Below are 16,900 nucleotides of genomic sequence, written 5' to 3'. Positions count from 1 at the left end.
GGGAGATCCTTCTCTGTCAGGTCTTTGGCTTGTCGCTCAGCCCTTCTGGCGCACCGACCCACCGGGCCATCTCGATATCGGCCGAGGTGTCGCGCATGAAGGTTGGGCAGATATGCAACTCGGGGATCACGGCGCCCTTCTGCAGGCTGGCGCAGAGCAGCACGGCACGCGCAACGTCGTGCGGGTGAAGCATCACGGCCCGCTCGCCTTCGAGCGGCGGCCGCGCGCGATTGTCCATGATCGGGGTATCGGTCTCGCCGGGCAGGATCGTCGTCGCGCGAATGCCCTGGTTGCGATAGGTGTTGTGCAGGAAGCTCATGAAATTCTTCACGCCGGCCTTGGCCGCGCCATAGGCCGCGCCGCCGAGCAGGTTCGGATTGACGACCGCGAGCGACGACACCGTGATCACCGTGCCTTCCTTCCTCGCTATCATGTCCTCCAGCACGGCCTGGGTGAGGTTGAACACGGCGGTGAGGTTGACGTTCACCGTGGCGTTCCACTCGGCCTCGCTGATGAAGCGCGCGTTCAGCACCTTGCTGGCACTGCCGGCATTGTTGACGAGAATGTCGATCGGTCCGACATTGCTCTTCACCCAGGCAACCGTCTCCAGGATCGCATCCCGGGAACCGACATCGAACGCGCGGGCGATGGCCTTGCCGCCCGCCTTCTCGATCGCCGTGACGACCTCCTCGAGCGGGCCGATCCGGCGTCCTGTCAGGATAACCCTCGCACCTTCCTGGGCGAGCAGGATCGCGGTCTCGCGTCCGATCCCCGTTCCCGCGCCGGTGACGAGCGCGATCTTTCCGTCGAGCAGACTCATGACTCTCCTATTCGGCGGCCGTCGCCGCCAGACTTGAGCGCTGATGGCCGTAAATCTGCCTCGCGGCCTGCGGCGAGATCAACCCTTCCGCGAGATCGAGCTCGATCGCGGCCGCGGAGCGCTCCGACGTCTTGCCCCAGCCGCCGCCTCCCGGCGTCTCGACCTCCAGGCGGTCACCCGTCTTCAGGACGACCTTGCCCTTGGGAAATTGCGGCTCGCCGTTCTTGTGCACCTTGCCGGCGCTGCCGGACCGGCCTCCGACGACCCCGAAGCAGGGATGACGCACCCGCTCGGAGGCAAGATAGATGTTCATCGGATTGCGCCCGAGATTGCGCAAGATGACGCGCTGGCCAAGCCCGCCCCGGCTTTTGCCGGCGCCGCCGGAATCCGGAATCAGCTCCTTGCACTCGGTGAGCGCGGGGACGGCGATCTCGAACATCTCGATCGCGGTGACCCTGCAATTGGACGGGAAGCTCAGCGTGTCCAGACCGTCGAACTCGGCGCGGGCGCCCTGCCCGCCGTGAAAATTCTGCACCGAGCCGTATTGCGAACCGTCGTCGCGCCGGCCAACGCAGTTGGCGGCCCAGATCGGCGCGCCGCCGCTGTCACCCATCACCTTGACCGGCACCACGCCTTCCAGCGCCTTGAAGATCAGCGAGGGAATGACGTGGCCGATCAGATTGCGCGAATTGCCTGCCGTCCATTGCTGCGGATTGAGGATCGAGCCAAGCGGCGCCTCGTCGGTGATCGGGGTGATGCAGCCCTCGTTGTTCGGCGTATCCGGGTCGAGCAGGCATTTCAGTGCGTAGACCGAATGAGCGTAGCGGTAATTGGTCCGGCAGTTGATGGAATGGAGCACCTGGTCTGACGTGCCGGCATAGTCGACGTGGATGGAATCGTCGCGGACGATGACGGAGGCCTTCAAGGTCACATCGGTGTCGTAGCCGTCGAGCAGCACCTCGGCGGAATAGGTCCCATTGGGCCATTGCCGGATCGCCCGCCGCGTCTGCGCCTCCGATCGCGTATGGATGGCGTCGGCCAGTTCGTCGATGCTGTCGAGGTCGTATTCGTCGAGGAATTTCACCAGTTCGCGGCCCATCACATTGTTGGCCGCGACCATGGATTCGAGATCGCCCATCACTTCGGTCGGAAGGCGAACGGAGGCGGCGATGATGTCGAGCACATCCTGGTTGGGGACGCCGGCCTTGTGCATCTTCACGATCGGGAAGCGGATGCCCTCCTCGAAAATGTCGCTGGCCTCGGAATGCAGGGGCGCGCCGCCGATGTCGGGCAGATGCGCGATCGAGCCGGCATAGGCCACGACCTTGCCCTTCTTGAAGATCGGCGTGATCATGGTGACGTCGGGCAGATGCCCGGTGCCGATCTCGGGATCGTTGGTGGCGAGCACGTCGCCTTCTGCCAGAGCCTCGGCCGGAAATTTCGGCAGGAAGTATTTTTGCGCGGCGACCGGAAGCGAGGTGATGAACACCGGGATCGACCAGGTGCATTGCGCCAGCGCGCGGCCGCGGCTGTCGAGCAGCACGGTCACATAGTCGTGGTTCTCGCGCACGATCGGCGAAAACGCGGTGCGGCCGAGCACGATGTCGGCCTGGTCGGCGATGAAGATCAGGCGATTCCACATCACCTGAAGATTGATGGGATCGTTGAAATCGGCCGCGTTCACGGACATGGATGCGTCCTCCTCAGGCGAGGTTGATCACGAGATTGCCATTGATGTCGACGTGAGCGGTGCCGCTCGGCCCGACCACCGCCGTCGACTCGCGCTGCTCGACAATGGCCGGTCCCTTGATCTCCTCGCCGACCGGCAGCTTGTAGTGATCGTAGACCGGCGTCTCGACGAAGCCATTGCGCTCGCTGAAATAGACCGAGCGGGTGCCTTTCCTGGCCTCGGCGGCATGCCGTGCGTGCGGCCGGGTCACCTGGTCCTTCCGCCCGCTCGAGCGCAGACGCCAGGTGATCACCTCGACCGACGAGCCCGCGACGATGCGGCCGAACAGCTCGCGGTAGAGCTTGTAGAAATTGGCGAGGAGCTCTTCGTGGAACTGCTTCGGCGCCAGGCCGCGATCCGGCAGCGCGACCGTGATTTCGTGGCCCTGGCCGACGTGGCGCATGTCGACAGTGTAGGTGTTGGTGATGGTCTCCGGCGCGACGCCGGCGGCGCGGACGACTTCGGCCCCCTGGGCCGCGAGATCGCCGAGCAGGCGGTCCATCGCGACAAAATCCCAATTGTCGACCTGCATCGGAAAGCTCGTGGAGAGGTCGACCGCGACCGGTGCGATCAAGAGGCCGATAGCGGAGGTGACGCCGGCGCCCGTCGGGCAGATGATGCGCTTGATGCCGAGCTTGCGGGCGATGCCATAGGCGTGCACGGGGCCCGCGCCGCCGAAGGCCACCATCGGCAGGCTTCGCGGATCGACGCCGAGGTCGGTCGCGTGCACCGCCGCCGCCTTGCTCATGGATTCATTGACGAGATCGTGGATGCCCCAGGCACAGCGGGGCACGCTGACGTCGAGCGCGGCTGCGAGCTTCGCCATCGCCGCTTGCGCGGCGTCCTTCGAGACCTTGAACGAGCCGCCGACGAAGGACTCCGTGCCCATGTAGCCGAGCAAGATATCGGCGTCGGTGACGGTCGGCTCGGTGCCGCCGCGCTGGTACGCGGCCGGGCCCGGCATCGCGCCTGCCGACCGCGGCCCGACGTCGAGCAGGCCGAGCGGGTTCCTCGCCGCGATCGAACCGCCGCCCGCGCCGATCTCGATCATGCGGATCGACTGGATCTTGAGCGGAAAGCCCGAGCCCTTGCGGAAGCGATGGTAGTGCGCGACCTCGAGATCGGTGCCGACCGTCGGCTCGCCGTTCGGGATCAGGCACAGCTTTGCAGTAGTGCCGCCCATGTCGAAGGACAGCACACTGCCCTCACCGGCGATGCGGCCGAATTCGGCGGCTGCCACCGCGCCTGCGGCGGGGCCGGATTCGATCAGGCGCACCGGAAGCTCCGCAGCCCGGCTGCTCGGCACGAGGCCGCCCGACGAGGTCATCCAGAGCACCTGGCGATTGATACCCCTGGCCGCAAACTCCCGTTCGAGATGGGCGACGTGTCCCGACATCTGCGGTCGCGTATAGGCGTTGACGACAGTGGTCGAGGCGCGGTCGAACTCGCGCACCTCGGGGCAGACCTCGGAGGACAGCGACACGTAGATATCGGGATCCTCCTCGCACAACAGCGCCGCGATGCGCCGCTCATGATGGGGATATTTGTAGGCATGCAGCAGACAGACCGCGACGGACTTGATGCCCTCCTCGCGCAACCGGCCGGCGATCTCGCGAACCGTGTCTTCCTCCAGCGCCGTGATGACCTCGCCGTCGGCGGCGATGCGTTCGACGGCGCCAAAGCTGTTGGCGCGCGTCACCAGCGGGTCGGGATACTTCAAGTTCAGATCGTAGAGGTCATAACGTCCTTCGTTGCGGATGCGCAGCATGTCCTGGAAGCCGGCGGTGGAGATGAAGCCGGTCTTGACGCCCTTGCGCTCCAGCACCGCGTTGGTGACGACGGTGGTCGCACCGAGCACCTGAAGTCCTTCGAGATCGACGACATCGCCGAATTGCGCGAGCAACTCGGACACGCCGCGAACCACGGCCTCGGCCGGATTGGCCGGCGTGCTCAGCACCTTGTGGAGATGCAGCTCGCCCTTGTCGTCGAGCAGCGCAAAATCGGTAAAGGTTCCACCGGTGTCGAATGCGAGCTTGGCCATCTCTGTCCTCGAAGCGATCGTCTTCGAGCGTAGGAAATGCGGCCACAGCCCACCACCACAACTCCCGTCTGCCGCCATAGGTTTTGTTTATGGCCTGACGAAGTCGGCGCGATACAGCCGCCGCACATGCCGGTGCGCGGGCTTTGACGTCCAGCGGTATTGCTTAGACCGCCTTGATGCCCTGAGGATGGCCGCGCATCAGCTTCTCGACCACGGTCAGGAGTACCGATCGTGTGGCAAGCGCGGGCTCCGACAGCGGCAGATGATCGGAGATGCACAGGGAGACTGTCGCCTCGATCGCGGGCCGCACCAGCCGCCGCACCTCGACCCCACCAAAGCTCGACGCGGTCGCTGCGACCGAGGCCGGCAGGATGGTCGAGCCGAGCCCCTCGGTCACGGCCGCGCCGAGCGCAGAGACGGATTCGATCTCGGAGACGACATTCGGCGTCACCCGCGCTCGCGCCAGCGATTCATCGATCAGGCGCCGCAGGAAATGTCCCTGGCTCGGCAGCAACAGCTTGACGTCGGCCAACGCCGACAGCGGCAGCGGTTCGTCCGTCGACTTTTTCACTGCCGCCCCGGCGCGCGAGACCAGATAGAGTTCCTCGCGGAACAGCGGTTGCAGCTTGACGCCCTTGATCGGACCGGAGCCGTAGATCATGGCCATGTCCATCCTACCGGTCATGATCAGCTCGCTCAGCACATGGCCGAAACTGTCGTTGATGTGGACGATGATCTTCGGATGCAGCGTCGACATTTCCTTCAGAATCGGCAGCGATAGCGTGCTCGACGCCGAATAGGTCGCAAGGCCTATTGACACCCGCCCGGCCAGCGCCTTGGTCGACTGATCGATGTCGATCTGCGCCTGCTCGATCTGCTTCAGCAGCAATTGCGCATGGCGGTAAAGGATGAGGCCGGCCTCGGTCGGGACGATACCGTGATTGCTGCGCAGCAGGAGCTTGTGCTTGAAATGACTCTCGAGCGCCGCGATCTGCTGCGACAGCGCCGGCTGCGCCGTGCGCAACAGGCCGGCGGCGCGCGATACGCTGCCGGCATCGACCACCTTGACGAAGCTCTTCAGCTTCCTGAAATCGACGCTCATCTGTGTCGAACGCTGGTCCTGAAAACGCGGGCTGGTTCGCCAATATCTCCCATCTAGACCGTTGATTTCAATGATATTCTTGCCAGCCTCTCGCGTTCGGCCCGGTCCGGGCGTACCGGCGTCAGCGTAGCGCCGTGCAGGCCTTTTCGATGCGGTCGCAGGCGTCCTTGATCGCGGCCATCGAGGTCGCGATCGACAGACGGAAATACGGCGAGAGCCCGTAGGCCGCGCCCTGCACGGCGGCTACGCCGACATCGTCGAGCAGATAGAGCACGAAATCGAGATCATTCTCGATGACCTTGCCGTCAGGCATGATCTTGCCGATCACGCCGGCACAGCCGGGATAGAGATAGAAGGCTCCATCAGGCACCAGACAGGACAGGCCAGGGATCGCATTGAGCCGTGCGCAGGCATAGTCGCGGCGCTCCTTGTAGAGCTTGACGCTGTCGCGAACGAACGACTGGTCGCTGGTCAGCGCATGGGCGGCCGCGGCCTGGCTGATCGACGATGGGCACGACGACATCTGCGATTGCAGCTTGTTGATAGCGGCGACTAGCGGCGCGGGACCGGCGGCATAGCCGATCCGCCAGCCGGTCATCGCATAGGTCTTCGACACCCCGTTGGCAAGCAGGACGCGGTCCTTGAGCTCGGGTACCGCGGCGGCAAGCGTCGTCGCCGGCTCGTCGCGGTACCAGATCTGGTCATAGATGTCGTCCGAGAGCACGAGGACGTCGGGATGACGCAACAGCACGTCGCCGATCGCCTTGAGGTCTGCGCGGGAATAGGCCGCGCCGGTCGGGTTCGAGGGCGCATTCAGGATCAGCCAGCGCGTCTTCGGCGTGATCGCGGCTTCCAGCGCCTCCGCCGTCAGCTTGAACCCCTGGTTCTCCGCGCAGCGGACAATGACGGGCCTGCCGTCATTGGCGATCACCATGTCGGGATAGGAGACCCAATAGGGCGCGGGGATGATGACCTCGGCGCCCTCCTCCACGCTCGCCATCAGCGCGAGGAACAGGATCTGCTTGGCGCCGCCCCCAACGCAGATCTCGTTGTCGGCATAGTCGAGGCCAAGGCGGCGCTTGTAGTCGGCGATGATCGCCTTGCGCAGGGCGACAGTGCCGTTGACGGCGGTATATTTGGTCTCGCCGCGATCGATCGCCTCATGCGCGGCCGCCTTGACGTGATCCGGCGTGTCGAAATCAGGCTCGCCGATCGCCATGTCGACGATGTCGCGGCCGGCGGCCTTCAGCTCGCGCACGCGGGCGGACGCCGCCGTGGTCGGAGATATCTTGATGCGCGAGACGCGCGCGGCCGGCACGAAGATCGTCACTGTTGTCGTCCTTTGCGTTGCGAATGCCGTCCACCTGCCGGGCGGACGCCTAGATCAATGTTCGACGTCGGTCTCACCGCGCATGCGGCCGGTGAGGAAGAGCTCGCCCAGCTCGTCATGGGTGATGTCGGCGGGACGCCCGTCCCAGATCACCTTGCCGAGCCGCAGGATGACGGCGCGCTGCGCCACGGCCATGGCCTTCTTGGTGTTCTGCTCGACCAGCAGAATGGTCTGGCCGGCCGCGTTGATGCGCAGCAGCTCATCGAACACGATGCCGATCGCGGTCGGCGACAAACCGACCGAGGGCTCGTCGACGAGCAGGATTTTTGGCCGCTGCAGCACCGCCATCGCGACTTCGAGCAGCTGCTGTTCGCCGCCCGACATGTTACCGGCCAGCGTGTTGCGGCGCGTCTTCAGGATGGGGAAGAGGTCGTAGACATAATCCCGCTCCGCTTTCACCTTGCTGTCGCGCAGCGTATAGGCGGCCATCTGGAGGTTCTCGTCGACCGTCATGACAGGGAAATTGCAGCGCCCCTGTGGCACCCAGGAGATCCCTTCGGCGAGGATCGCGCGCGACTTGAGTGAGCTGATGTCCTTGCCCTGCCAGTTGATGCTGCCGCCCTTGACCGTCGTCATGCCATAGAGCGTCTTCAGAAGCGTCGACTTGCCCGCCCCGTTCGGCCCCATCAGCGCGACGAACTGTCCCTGCGGCACGTCGAGATCGACGCCGTTGAGGATGTCGAGCGAGCCGTAGCCGGCGCGCAGCCCCTTGATCGAGAGAGAGGGTTCAACCACCGAGATAGGCCTCCCGCACCGCCTGGTTCCGGACGATTTCGTCGGGCGTTCCTTGCGCGAGCTTGCGGCCCTGGTCGAGCACGACCACGCGCTTGCACAGGCTCGTGACGACGTCGATGTTGTGCTCGATGATGAGGAAGCTGACGCCGAAGGAGGTGTTGGCGAGGCGGATGCTCTCGACCACACGCTCGATCAGCTTGGGATTGATGCCGGCCATGGGCTCGTCGAGCAGAATGAGCTTCGGCTCTGGCATCAGCATCGAGGCAAACTGGATCAGCTTCTGCTGGCCGCCCGAGAGCTTGCCGGCCGGCTGGAAACGCACGTCCCAGAGACCGGCGATCCTGATCAGCTCGCGTGCCCGTTCCCTGAGCGCCGCGACGCGATTGCGCGCGGCGGCGCCGATCCCGAACGTCGACCAGATGCCGGGAAAGGTGAACATCTGGCCGGCGATCACGAGGTTTTCCTCGATGTCCAGCGCGGAGAAAACCACGGTCTTCTGGAACGAGCGCAGCATGCGGCCTTCACGGGCGATATCGTTGAGCGACCAGCCCGTGATGTCCTGACCGTCGAGCTTCACAGCTCCCGCGCTCGGTCTTGCGAGCCCGGTCACGCAATCGAAGAAGGTGGACTTTCCGGAGCCGTTGGGGCCGATCAAGCCACAGATCTCCCCGCGGTCGACATGCAGATCCACCCCATCCACGGCGCGCACGGCGCCGTAGGACTTGCAGAGGCCGGAGATATCGAGGATCGGCAGCCCGTTCATTTGCGCTTCTCCAGGAATGACCAGAAGCGGCCGATCAGCGGCGCGAATCCGCTGGGGAACCAGAACACCAGGCCGAGCAGGAAGAAGCCATAGGCGATCATGCGCAGCTCCGGGGCGACGCGCAGCGCTTCGGTGAGGCCGACGAACAGCAGGCTGCCGAAGATGACGCCCGAGATGGTCCCCGCCCCGCCGCCGAGCACGATGATCAGCATCGTCGTCGAATAGTACATCTGGAAGGTCAGCGGGCTGACCACGGTCAGATAATGCGCATAGAGACTGCCGCCGAGCCCCGCAAAGGCAGCGCTGATCATGAAGACGACGAGCTTGTAGTGCCAGGTCGGAATGCCAACGGATTCGGCAAGCGTCTCGTTCTCGCGAATGGCGATCATGTTGCGGCCCGCCGGCGACCGAACGATCAGGTAGACGGCCAGCGTTGCCAGCGCAGCGATGACGAGCGTCAAATAGTAGAAGGCGACGGTTCCGGAGACCGTGAACGAGGCGGGCCCCAGCGCGAAATAGGGTTTTGGGATCCCCGCCAACCCCATGTCGCCGCGCGTCAGGCTGATCCAGTTCTTAGCGATGGCTTGGCCGATGATGACGAAGCCGAGCGTGCACATCACGAACGACGTTGCACGCAGCCTCAGAGCGGGAATTCCGAGCGGCGCCGCAATTGCGCCCGTCACGAGGCCGGCGGCGAGGAAATTCAGATAGAACGGCGTGCCGAAATGGACTGCCAGCAGCGCCGACGTATAGGCCCCAATGCCGAAGAACGCTGCCTGCGCCAGCGACAGCAACCCGGTGTATCCCAGCAGCAGGTTGAGACCATGGGCCGGCAGCAGGAAGATCAGCGCGATGATGATCGCGTGCAGCGGGTAATTGCCGAGGAATAGCGGTGCGACGCATGCCAGCGCGACGAGCGCGAGGCCAAACGGAACGCGAAAGTCCCGTCCCGTCGCAGCAACTGGGAGTTCGGCTGGTGCCATGGTCTGGTCTCGGACGATCTCAGTCATGTCACATCCATGGTAATCAGAAGCGGGCCTGCGCGGAGAAGAGCCCGTGCGGACGCCACATCAGCACCAGCATGAGGGTCGCAAATCCCACGGTGTCGCGGAACTGCAGCCCGACATAGGTGGCAACCAGGCTCTCCGCGATTCCGAGGATCATCGCCGCGACGAACGTGCCGCGGACGTTGCCGAGTCCGCCCATGATGATGATGGGCAGCGTCTTGAAGGTGATAAGCTCGCCCATGCCGCCGTAGACGCTGACGTTCACGGGCGCAGTCAACACGCCCGAGAGCGCCGCCAACCCAGCCCCGAGGATGAAGGTCCAGAGCGCGATGTGACGGACGTCGATACCGACCACAGCGCAGCACTCGATGTTCTGCGACACCGCGCGCATCGCCTTGCCCATCCGGCTGTAGGTGACCATCAGCTCGAGGCCGACGAACACGATGAGGCTGACGATGATGATCAGGATGCGCTGCTCGGCCAGTGTGAAGCCGAACAGCGTCACCGGCTCGATATAGCCGCCGGAGAAGAACTTGTAGCTGCCGCCGAACACCAGGATGACGGTGTTCTGCAGGATCAGCGCGACGCCGAGGGTCGCAAGCACGCCGGCCTCGGCCGGCGCTCCGACGATCCGCTGCATCACGAAATTGCCGACCACGACGGCGATGACGGCGGTGGCGACCACGCCGATCACGACTGCTACCGGATAAGGCAGGTCGAAATATTCGATGGCGAACCAGGCCCCGAAGGTGCCGAGCATATAGTATTCGCCATGCGCGAAGTTGATGGCGCGCAGCACGCCAAAAATCATCGTCATGCCGACGGCAACGATCGCATAGACCGATCCTGATACGATGCCGTTAACGACCTGCTCCATGATCGTGTAGAACATGTGCGTGGCGCCCTATTTGGGATAATCGATCTCGGCCGAATAGGCTCCCTTGATGGCCGGCTTGCCGTTCTCGATCTCGAGCAGGATCATCGGCAGGCGCGCCTGATTGTGATCGTCGAAGGTCACCTCGCCGACCGCGCTCGCATAATGGATCTTGGACAGCGCGGTGCGGACCTTCTCGCGGTCGATGCTCTGGGCCTGCTCGATCGCCTTGGCCAGAAGATGCGTCGTCTCCCAGTGCACATAGGCATGGTTGTTGGGGGCTTCACGGAACTCGGCGGTGAACTTGTCGACGAACGCCTTGCTTTTCTCCGACTCGTAGGCGGGAAGCCAGGCCGCCGCCTCGATCGCACCTTCGAGCGCCTTCGGCGCCGCCTTGATGGTCTTCTCGGTATTGAACTCGGCATTGCCGATCAGCGGAATCTTCCCTGCGATCCCGACTTCCATCATCTGACGCCCGACGATGGGCGTGGAATCGGCGTTGCCGTACATGATGATGGCCTGGGCGCCGGAATCGCGGATCTTGGACAGCACGCTGCGGAAATCCACCTCGCCCTCCTTGTAATAGTCTTCCGTCAGGATCTGGCTCTTGAAACGAGGAAGGTACTTCTTGGTGAACTCAATGGCCGCGCGCCCATAATCGCTGTCGACCGAGAGCACAGCGTATTTGGTAAAGCCCTTCTTCTCGGCGGCGTATTGCAGCACGATCAAGGCACGGTTTTCGTCGGTCGGATAGTTGCGGTAGGTCCATTTGAAGCCGCCGACGCCCGCCTTGTAGGTGATCTTCGGATTCGACGACGCGGCATTGAGGAGAAGCACACCGGCATCCTCCACGACCGGCTGCATCGCGAGCGTCACCGAGCTCGATACGTCGCCGATGATGAAATCGACCTGGTCCTGGTCGATGAGGCGGCGGGTTGCGGAGACACCCTCGACCGGCGTGCCCTGGCTGTCACCGGCCAGGACGTTGATCTTGCGCCCGCCGATGCCGCCGGCGCCGTTGATCTCCTTGGCCGCCATCTGGGCGCCACGCAGCGAGAACGCACCATAGCGGGCATTCGGCCCGCTCATCGGCGCGACGAGGCCGAGCTTGACGGTGCCGTCCTCGGTTCGGGCGAAGGCACTGGAGGAGACGGCCTGAAGGCCGATCAGTGCGGTTCCCATGCAAAATCCGCGTCGGCTCAATTCGATCGTCATGTGCCCGCTCCGTTGCTGCTACAAAATGATGCGCCCGCGATCTCCGCCACTTCCGTGGTCTTGCTCTTGGAATTTTCTTCTGCGGCCGACGGTAAAAAATAGATTTACGTCCGATGACAGGGGAAGCATGACTGCGGTCTGCCGCCATAGCGAATTCTTATGGCGCCCCTGCGCTTCTGTCGATTTGTCGCTCGATGCAGCTAGCGCTGCGCGCGCGAGAGCGGCTGCCAACAAATCCCCGCTTGAATCGCGTTCGCCGTGCGCTCAGTTCCAAACGGCCTCTTGCGGCCCCGTGCAGACCGGCGCGGACGCCGCATCTGCTACCCCGCGCCTCGACCGAAACTGTCGAAAGTGCAGGCGGACGAGCAGTCGATCGCACCGACGCGACGCCATCTACATCGGAAGGCCTGATCAGGTTAGCACCATGGCTGCACCAAAGGTGACGAAATTGCCCGTGACGTGCGCAGTGAACAGTCCTTGGAGCGCGAGAAAGCCAGCGGTATCAACCAAACCCACCGACCTCGCAAGGAAGCAGACTTCCGCCGGAACGCCTGACCGGAGCCCTCGTGATCGGCTTTCGGCATGCACGATACAATCCCGATCTGCGCGCGACTCTCATACGAGCGGTGGCGTTCTTCTTCTTCGCCAGCGCATATTGGGCTCTGCTCCCGCTCGTCGCGCGCAATCAGATCGCGGGCGGTCCCGAACTCTACGGCATTCTGCTCGGCGCGATCGGCATCGGTGCCGTCGGCGGCGCATTTGCGCTGCCATGGCTGAAGGCAGTTCTGGGACCCGACCGGCTCGTCGCGGCCGGCACGCTCGGCACGGCGGCCTGCCTGGTCCTGCTCGGTGTCGCACGTTATTCCGCGATCGGCTTCGCGGCCTGCCTCCTCGCAGGCATGTCATGGATCGCCGTTCTTGCGAGCCTGAACGTATCGGTTCAGATGTCCCTGCCCGATTGGGTGCGCGGGCGCGGGCTGGCCATGTTCGTGACCGTGTTCTTCGGCGCGATGACCGCCGGCAGCGCGCTGTGGGGGCAGCTTGCCTCGGCGTTCGGCCTGCCCGCAGCGCACTTCATCGCGGCCGCCGGAGCGGTAGCCGGCATCGCGCTGACCTGGCGCTGGAAGCTGCAGGGCGGCCAAGGCGTGGACCTCACGCCCTCCATGCATTGGCCGGCCCCCGTGCTGGCGATCGACGCAGATGCCGACCGCGGGCCGGTACTGATCACGGTCGAATATCAGATCAATCCGGAGAAGCGTGACGGTTTCCTCGCCGCAATCCGAGACCTGGGCCAGCAACGCCAGCGGGACGGCGCCTTTTCATGGGACGTCTTTGAGGATGCCGCGGAGAGTGGACGCTTCCTGGAAACGTTCATGGTGGCGTCTTGGCTTGAGCATCTCCGACAGCACCAGCGTGTGACGAACGCCGACAAGGTCGTTCAGGATGCCATCCGCGAGTTCGGCGCCGCGGGCGAGCCCAAGGTGACCCACTTCATAGCGGCCCGCTTCGCGCCCGATTGAGTCGCGCCAGCAAGAAGCAGGCGACTCTATCGTCGAAAACGATGGCTGCAAAGCTACAGACGACAAAACCGGCCTCGATGTATCAGTACTTTTTGAGGACCGCGTTTCCGCCGATGAGCGGAAAACGTGGTGCTCATCAAGATCCGGCAGTGGGCCGCCGGTCAGCACGCGTCTCCCATCATCCGAAGCGCCTCATTGAACCGAGAGGGCTTCCAAGGCTGCCCCAGTTGAATCATCGCCCTTTCGCAGCCACGCGGCCAGCTCCTCGTTGACCGGGAAGCGAAAGCCTTGGGTCCAGATGCCGTGCTTAGACTGAGCAAGACCAAGAAGCCGGCACTTAGTCTTGCTGACCCCGGGCGGCAAAAAAGCGCCAATTAGCTATCTGCGATTTCATCGATAATGTGCCGCAGGTGCGGTCGATCAGCATGCGCGACCGTATTCTTACGTGGTCCGACGGAGTACCCCTCTTGGGCCGTTGCCCCGACCCAGATTCCTAGCGAGCATTGCGTTCTACGAGAAGCAGGGGCTACGCGATTGCTCGTCTCACATTTCAAGCGGCTCGCCGAGGCGGGGATGCGCACAGCGTTTTCCAGCCCGGGCTGGGATTCTTACGCTGATCCATCCGTGCGAACGACCCTGTGCTGCGGGCGACTGTCGGGTTCGATCTCTCGAGGGACGTTACTAAAGCAAGAAACGTTACTGGAAAATCATAAGCCGTGCGCGGTCGTCAGGAGGCCGAGCATGAACGGGGCAGGAGTTAAGGGCGTCGGAGTCTTTTCACAACAGGCCAGAGTTTCTTCTGGCGGCGGCGCCTAGGCGCTGAACGGGCGCTCATTGCCGGCGCTCTCCTGTGAGTTGCTCTTCGAATGCAATTGCACCTGCTCCGCGTCAGCAGAGTGGAGTGTGTTGTGAGCAGCGCTTTATTCACCTCGACGCCTTTACCAGCCGCCAGCCGTTCCGAAACTAATTCTCGCCTCAAGGACAATTCGAGTTCATCTCGACCATCGGATCTTTCGGTCGAACTGTCTATGGCGGGTGCGATTGCCTCCCGGGTGACGGCGGCTCCGGTGATCGATTCAGCCGATCTGCAGTCCTCGCCGAGCGACGGCGCACCTTCGCTATCTCCTCGTCAAGACACGACTGCAGAGTTCTGGGCCGCTTCGAGGTCGCCCGTATCCGACACGTTGCTCTCCCGTGTTCTGGTTGCTCCCAAATAACATTCATCTTCTACGAGTTTTGAGGTCGAAGACATGGCTACTCAGACAACCGGCGGCGGCAGCACCACCTCGTTCACCAATACACCGCAGGCGAAGGACGATATTTTTACGAGTGGCCTGACCGCCGCCGGCGTATCCATTTCGCTGACGGAGGATAACCTTCAGCCTGTCTTTTTCGATGTCATGGGAAATGACCTTGGAGGCAATGCCAAGACGCTCTTTTCCATCGACAATGGCATCAATAACAGCGGCGCCATGAGCGGCTATAGCGCGGCTGATTTGCTGACCCAGGACACCGCGCGCGCCGAAGCCACCAGCAGCGATACAAGCTTGAATGGCGCCAAAATCTGGATCACGGCGGATGGAAAAGTCGGATATGACGCGTCAGCATTAAGCGCTCAAATCGCTGCCCTGTCAGCAGGGGATTTTTTCACAGATTCATTCATTTACGCCATCCGGCTTGGCAATGGGACGCTGAGCTGGGCTACCGCTACGGTGAGAATTGCCGGGGTCAACGATGGCCCCGTAGCCGTGGCCGACACAAATGCGGTGAAGGAAGACACCGCGTCGAATTCAGTCAGCGGCAACGTGCTCACCAACGATACCGACACCGATACGCACGACAGTCATAGCGTCACGGCCGTCAACGGCTCTGCCACCAAGGTCGGTGCTGATGTGGTCGGCACCTACGGCACGCTGCACCTCAACTCCGATGGAACGTACACCTATACGCTGAACAACGCCCAGGCCAATGTGCAGGCGTTAGCGGCAGGCCAGCTGGTTTACGACACTTTCAGCTACACCAATTCCGACAATCATGGCGGCTCGAGCATTGCCAACCTGACTATCACGGTTACCGGCACAAACGATGCGCCGGTGATCACCTCGTCGGCGCAAAGCGGCCTGGCGACGGAGTGGGCGGATCTGTCGGCGGCCGAGGCGGCCAACTCTCCGTATACCGCCTCCGGCGCCGTGGCGTTCATGGACGTCGACACGCTCGACAGCCACACTGCGAGCTTTGCGCCGCAGGGCGGCAGCTATCTCGGCAGCTTCACGCTCAACACCACCAACCACGATACCGGCAATGGCGGCTCGATCGGCTGGAGCTTCTTGGTCTCCGACAGCGCGCTGGATTCTCTGCAGGCCGGTCAGACCTTGACCCAGAAGTACGATGTGACGATCTCGGACGGTCACGGCGGCACCGCGGTGCAGACCGTGACGGTGACGATTGTCGGCACCAACGATGCGCCGGTGATCACCTCGTCGGCGCAGAGCGGCCTGGCGACGGAGTGGGCGGATCTGTCGGCGGCGGAAGTCGCCAACAGCCCGCATACCGCCTCCGGTGCGGTGAGCTTCACCGACGTCGACACGCTCGACAGCCATACTGCGAGCTTCGCTCCCCAGGGCGGCGGCTATATCGGTAGCTTCACGCTCGATACCACCAACCATGATACCGGCAATGGCGGCTCGATGGGCTGGAGCTTCTCGGTCGCCGACGGCGCCATCGATTATCTGCAGGCTGGCCAGACCCTGACCCAGAAGTACGACGTCACGATCTCGGATGGTCACGGCGGTACCGCGGTGCAGACCGTGACCGTGACGATTGTCGGCACCAACGATGCGCCGGTGATCACCTCGGCGGCACAGAGCGGCCTGGCGACGGAGTGGGCGGATCTGTCGGCGGCGGAAGTTGCCAACACCGCACACACCGCCTCCGGCGCGGTGGCGTTCACGGAGGTCGACACGCTCGACAGCCACACCGCCTCGTTTGCGCCGCAGGGCGGCGGCTACCTCGGCACGTTTACCCTCGATACCACCAACCATGATACCGGCAATGGCGGCGCGATCGGCTGGAGCTTCTCGGTTGCCGACAGCTCCGTCGATTATCTGCAGGCTGGCCAGACCCTGACCCAGAAGTACGATGTGACGATCTCGGATGGTCACGGCGGCACCGCGATGCAGACCGTGACCATGACGATTGTCGGCACCAACGATGCGCCGGTGATCACCTCATTGGCACAGAGCGGCCTGGCGACGGAGTGGGCGGATCTGTCGGCGGCGGAAGTTGCCAACACCGCGCATTCCGCCTCCGGCGCGGTGACCTTCACCGACGTCGACACGCTCGACAGCCATACCGCGAGCTTTGCGCCGCAGGGCGGCGGCTATCTCGGCACATTTACCCTCGATACCACCAACCACGATACCGGCAATGGCGGCGCGATCGGCTGGAGCTTCTCGGTCGCCGACAGCGCCATCGATGATCTGCAGGCCGGCCAAACGCTGACCCAGAAGTACGACGTGACGATCTCGGACGGTCACGGCGGCACCGCGGTGCAGACCGTGACAGTGACGATTGTCGGCACCAACGACGCGCCGGTGATCACCTCGGCCGCGCAGTCCGGCACCGTGTCGGAAGGCGACGACCTCCCCGCCGCAGCCCAGACCGCCACCGGCCAGGTCACCTTCTCCGACGTCGACACCAGCGAC

At 63.6% G+C, this 16,900-nt stretch carries 11 protein-coding genes and 2 pseudogenes; 2 read left to right on the top strand and 11 right to left on the bottom strand.

Annotated elements, in window-relative coordinates:
- Window positions 1–16 precede the first annotated feature (16 nt).
- From A3M7_RS0115645 to A3M7_RS50485, 11 genes and pseudogenes are all read right to left on the bottom strand, one after another.
- Window positions 17–820: an SDR family NAD(P)-dependent oxidoreductase gene (locus tag A3M7_RS0115645; RefSeq protein ID WP_027544781.1), complete on the bottom strand. Its 804-nt coding sequence runs from the start codon at window positions 818–820 to the stop codon at window positions 17–19.
- Between the two features lie 7 nt (window positions 821–827).
- Window positions 828–2,510 (bottom strand): hydantoinase B/oxoprolinase family protein, encoded by a 1,683-nt coding sequence (locus A3M7_RS0115640; protein WP_027544780.1) that lies wholly within the window; start codon window positions 2,508–2,510, stop codon window positions 828–830.
- Between the two features lie 13 nt (window positions 2,511–2,523).
- The gene (locus A3M7_RS0115635) at window positions 2,524–4,590 is read right to left on the bottom strand and encodes a hydantoinase/oxoprolinase family protein (RefSeq protein ID WP_027544779.1); all 2,067 of its coding nucleotides are present in this window, start codon (window positions 4,588–4,590) and stop codon (window positions 2,524–2,526) included.
- 163 nt (window positions 4,591–4,753) lie between these two features.
- Window positions 4,754–5,692, bottom strand: a complete 939-nt coding sequence (nac, locus tag A3M7_RS0115630; RefSeq protein WP_027544778.1) for a nitrogen assimilation transcriptional regulator NAC — start codon at window positions 5,690–5,692, stop codon at window positions 4,754–4,756.
- Window positions 5,693–5,813: 121 nt separating this feature from the next.
- Window positions 5,814–7,022: an aspartate transaminase gene (locus A3M7_RS0115625; protein WP_027544777.1), complete on the bottom strand. Its 1,209-nt coding sequence runs from the start codon at window positions 7,020–7,022 to the stop codon at window positions 5,814–5,816.
- Window positions 7,023–7,076: 54 nt separating this feature from the next.
- Window positions 7,077–7,817: an ABC transporter ATP-binding protein gene (locus tag A3M7_RS0115620; protein ID WP_027544776.1), complete on the bottom strand. Its 741-nt coding sequence runs from the start codon at window positions 7,815–7,817 to the stop codon at window positions 7,077–7,079.
- The gene (locus A3M7_RS0115615) at window positions 7,810–8,580 is read right to left on the bottom strand and encodes an ABC transporter ATP-binding protein (RefSeq protein WP_027544775.1); all 771 of its coding nucleotides are present in this window, start codon (window positions 8,578–8,580) and stop codon (window positions 7,810–7,812) included. Before A3M7_RS0115615 ends, A3M7_RS0115620 begins: the two co-directional genes overlap by 8 nt.
- Window positions 8,577–9,563 (bottom strand): branched-chain amino acid ABC transporter permease, encoded by a 987-nt coding sequence (locus tag A3M7_RS0115610; protein WP_027544774.1) that lies wholly within the window; start codon window positions 9,561–9,563, stop codon window positions 8,577–8,579. The genes A3M7_RS0115615 and A3M7_RS0115610 overlap by 4 nt, the downstream gene beginning before the upstream one ends.
- 43 nt (window positions 9,564–9,606) lie before the next feature.
- Window positions 9,607–10,479: a branched-chain amino acid ABC transporter permease gene (locus A3M7_RS0115605; RefSeq protein ID WP_027544773.1), complete on the bottom strand. Its 873-nt coding sequence runs from the start codon at window positions 10,477–10,479 to the stop codon at window positions 9,607–9,609.
- A gap of 12 nt (window positions 10,480–10,491) precedes the next feature.
- Window positions 10,492–11,676, bottom strand: coding sequence for an ABC transporter substrate-binding protein (locus A3M7_RS0115600; protein WP_027544772.1), 1,185 nt, complete (start codon window positions 11,674–11,676; stop codon window positions 10,492–10,494).
- 417 nt (window positions 11,677–12,093) lie between these two features.
- Window positions 12,094–12,192: pseudogene (locus tag A3M7_RS50485) on the bottom strand (DUF1275 family protein); the annotation flags it as partial.
- A gap of 20 nt (window positions 12,193–12,212) precedes the next feature.
- On the opposite strand from A3M7_RS50485, the pseudogene A3M7_RS44220 reads away from it, so the two are divergent.
- A pseudogene (locus A3M7_RS44220) lies at window positions 12,213–13,196 on the top strand (MFS transporter); the annotation flags it as partial.
- Window positions 13,197–14,446: 1,250 nt separating this feature from the next.
- Window positions 14,447–16,900, top strand: a 2,454-nt coding sequence (locus tag A3M7_RS0115590; protein WP_027544771.1) for an S-layer family protein, incomplete at its 3' end; no start/stop codon positions are given.

Origin of the sequence: Bradyrhizobium sp. WSM2254 (assembly GCF_000472645.1) — a bacterium.
GTDB classification, from domain to species: Bacteria; Pseudomonadota; Alphaproteobacteria; order Rhizobiales; family Xanthobacteraceae; genus Bradyrhizobium; species Bradyrhizobium niftali.
Note: the sequence above shows the minus strand (reverse complement) of the source record. Positions and strands in the feature narration are given on the sequence as shown.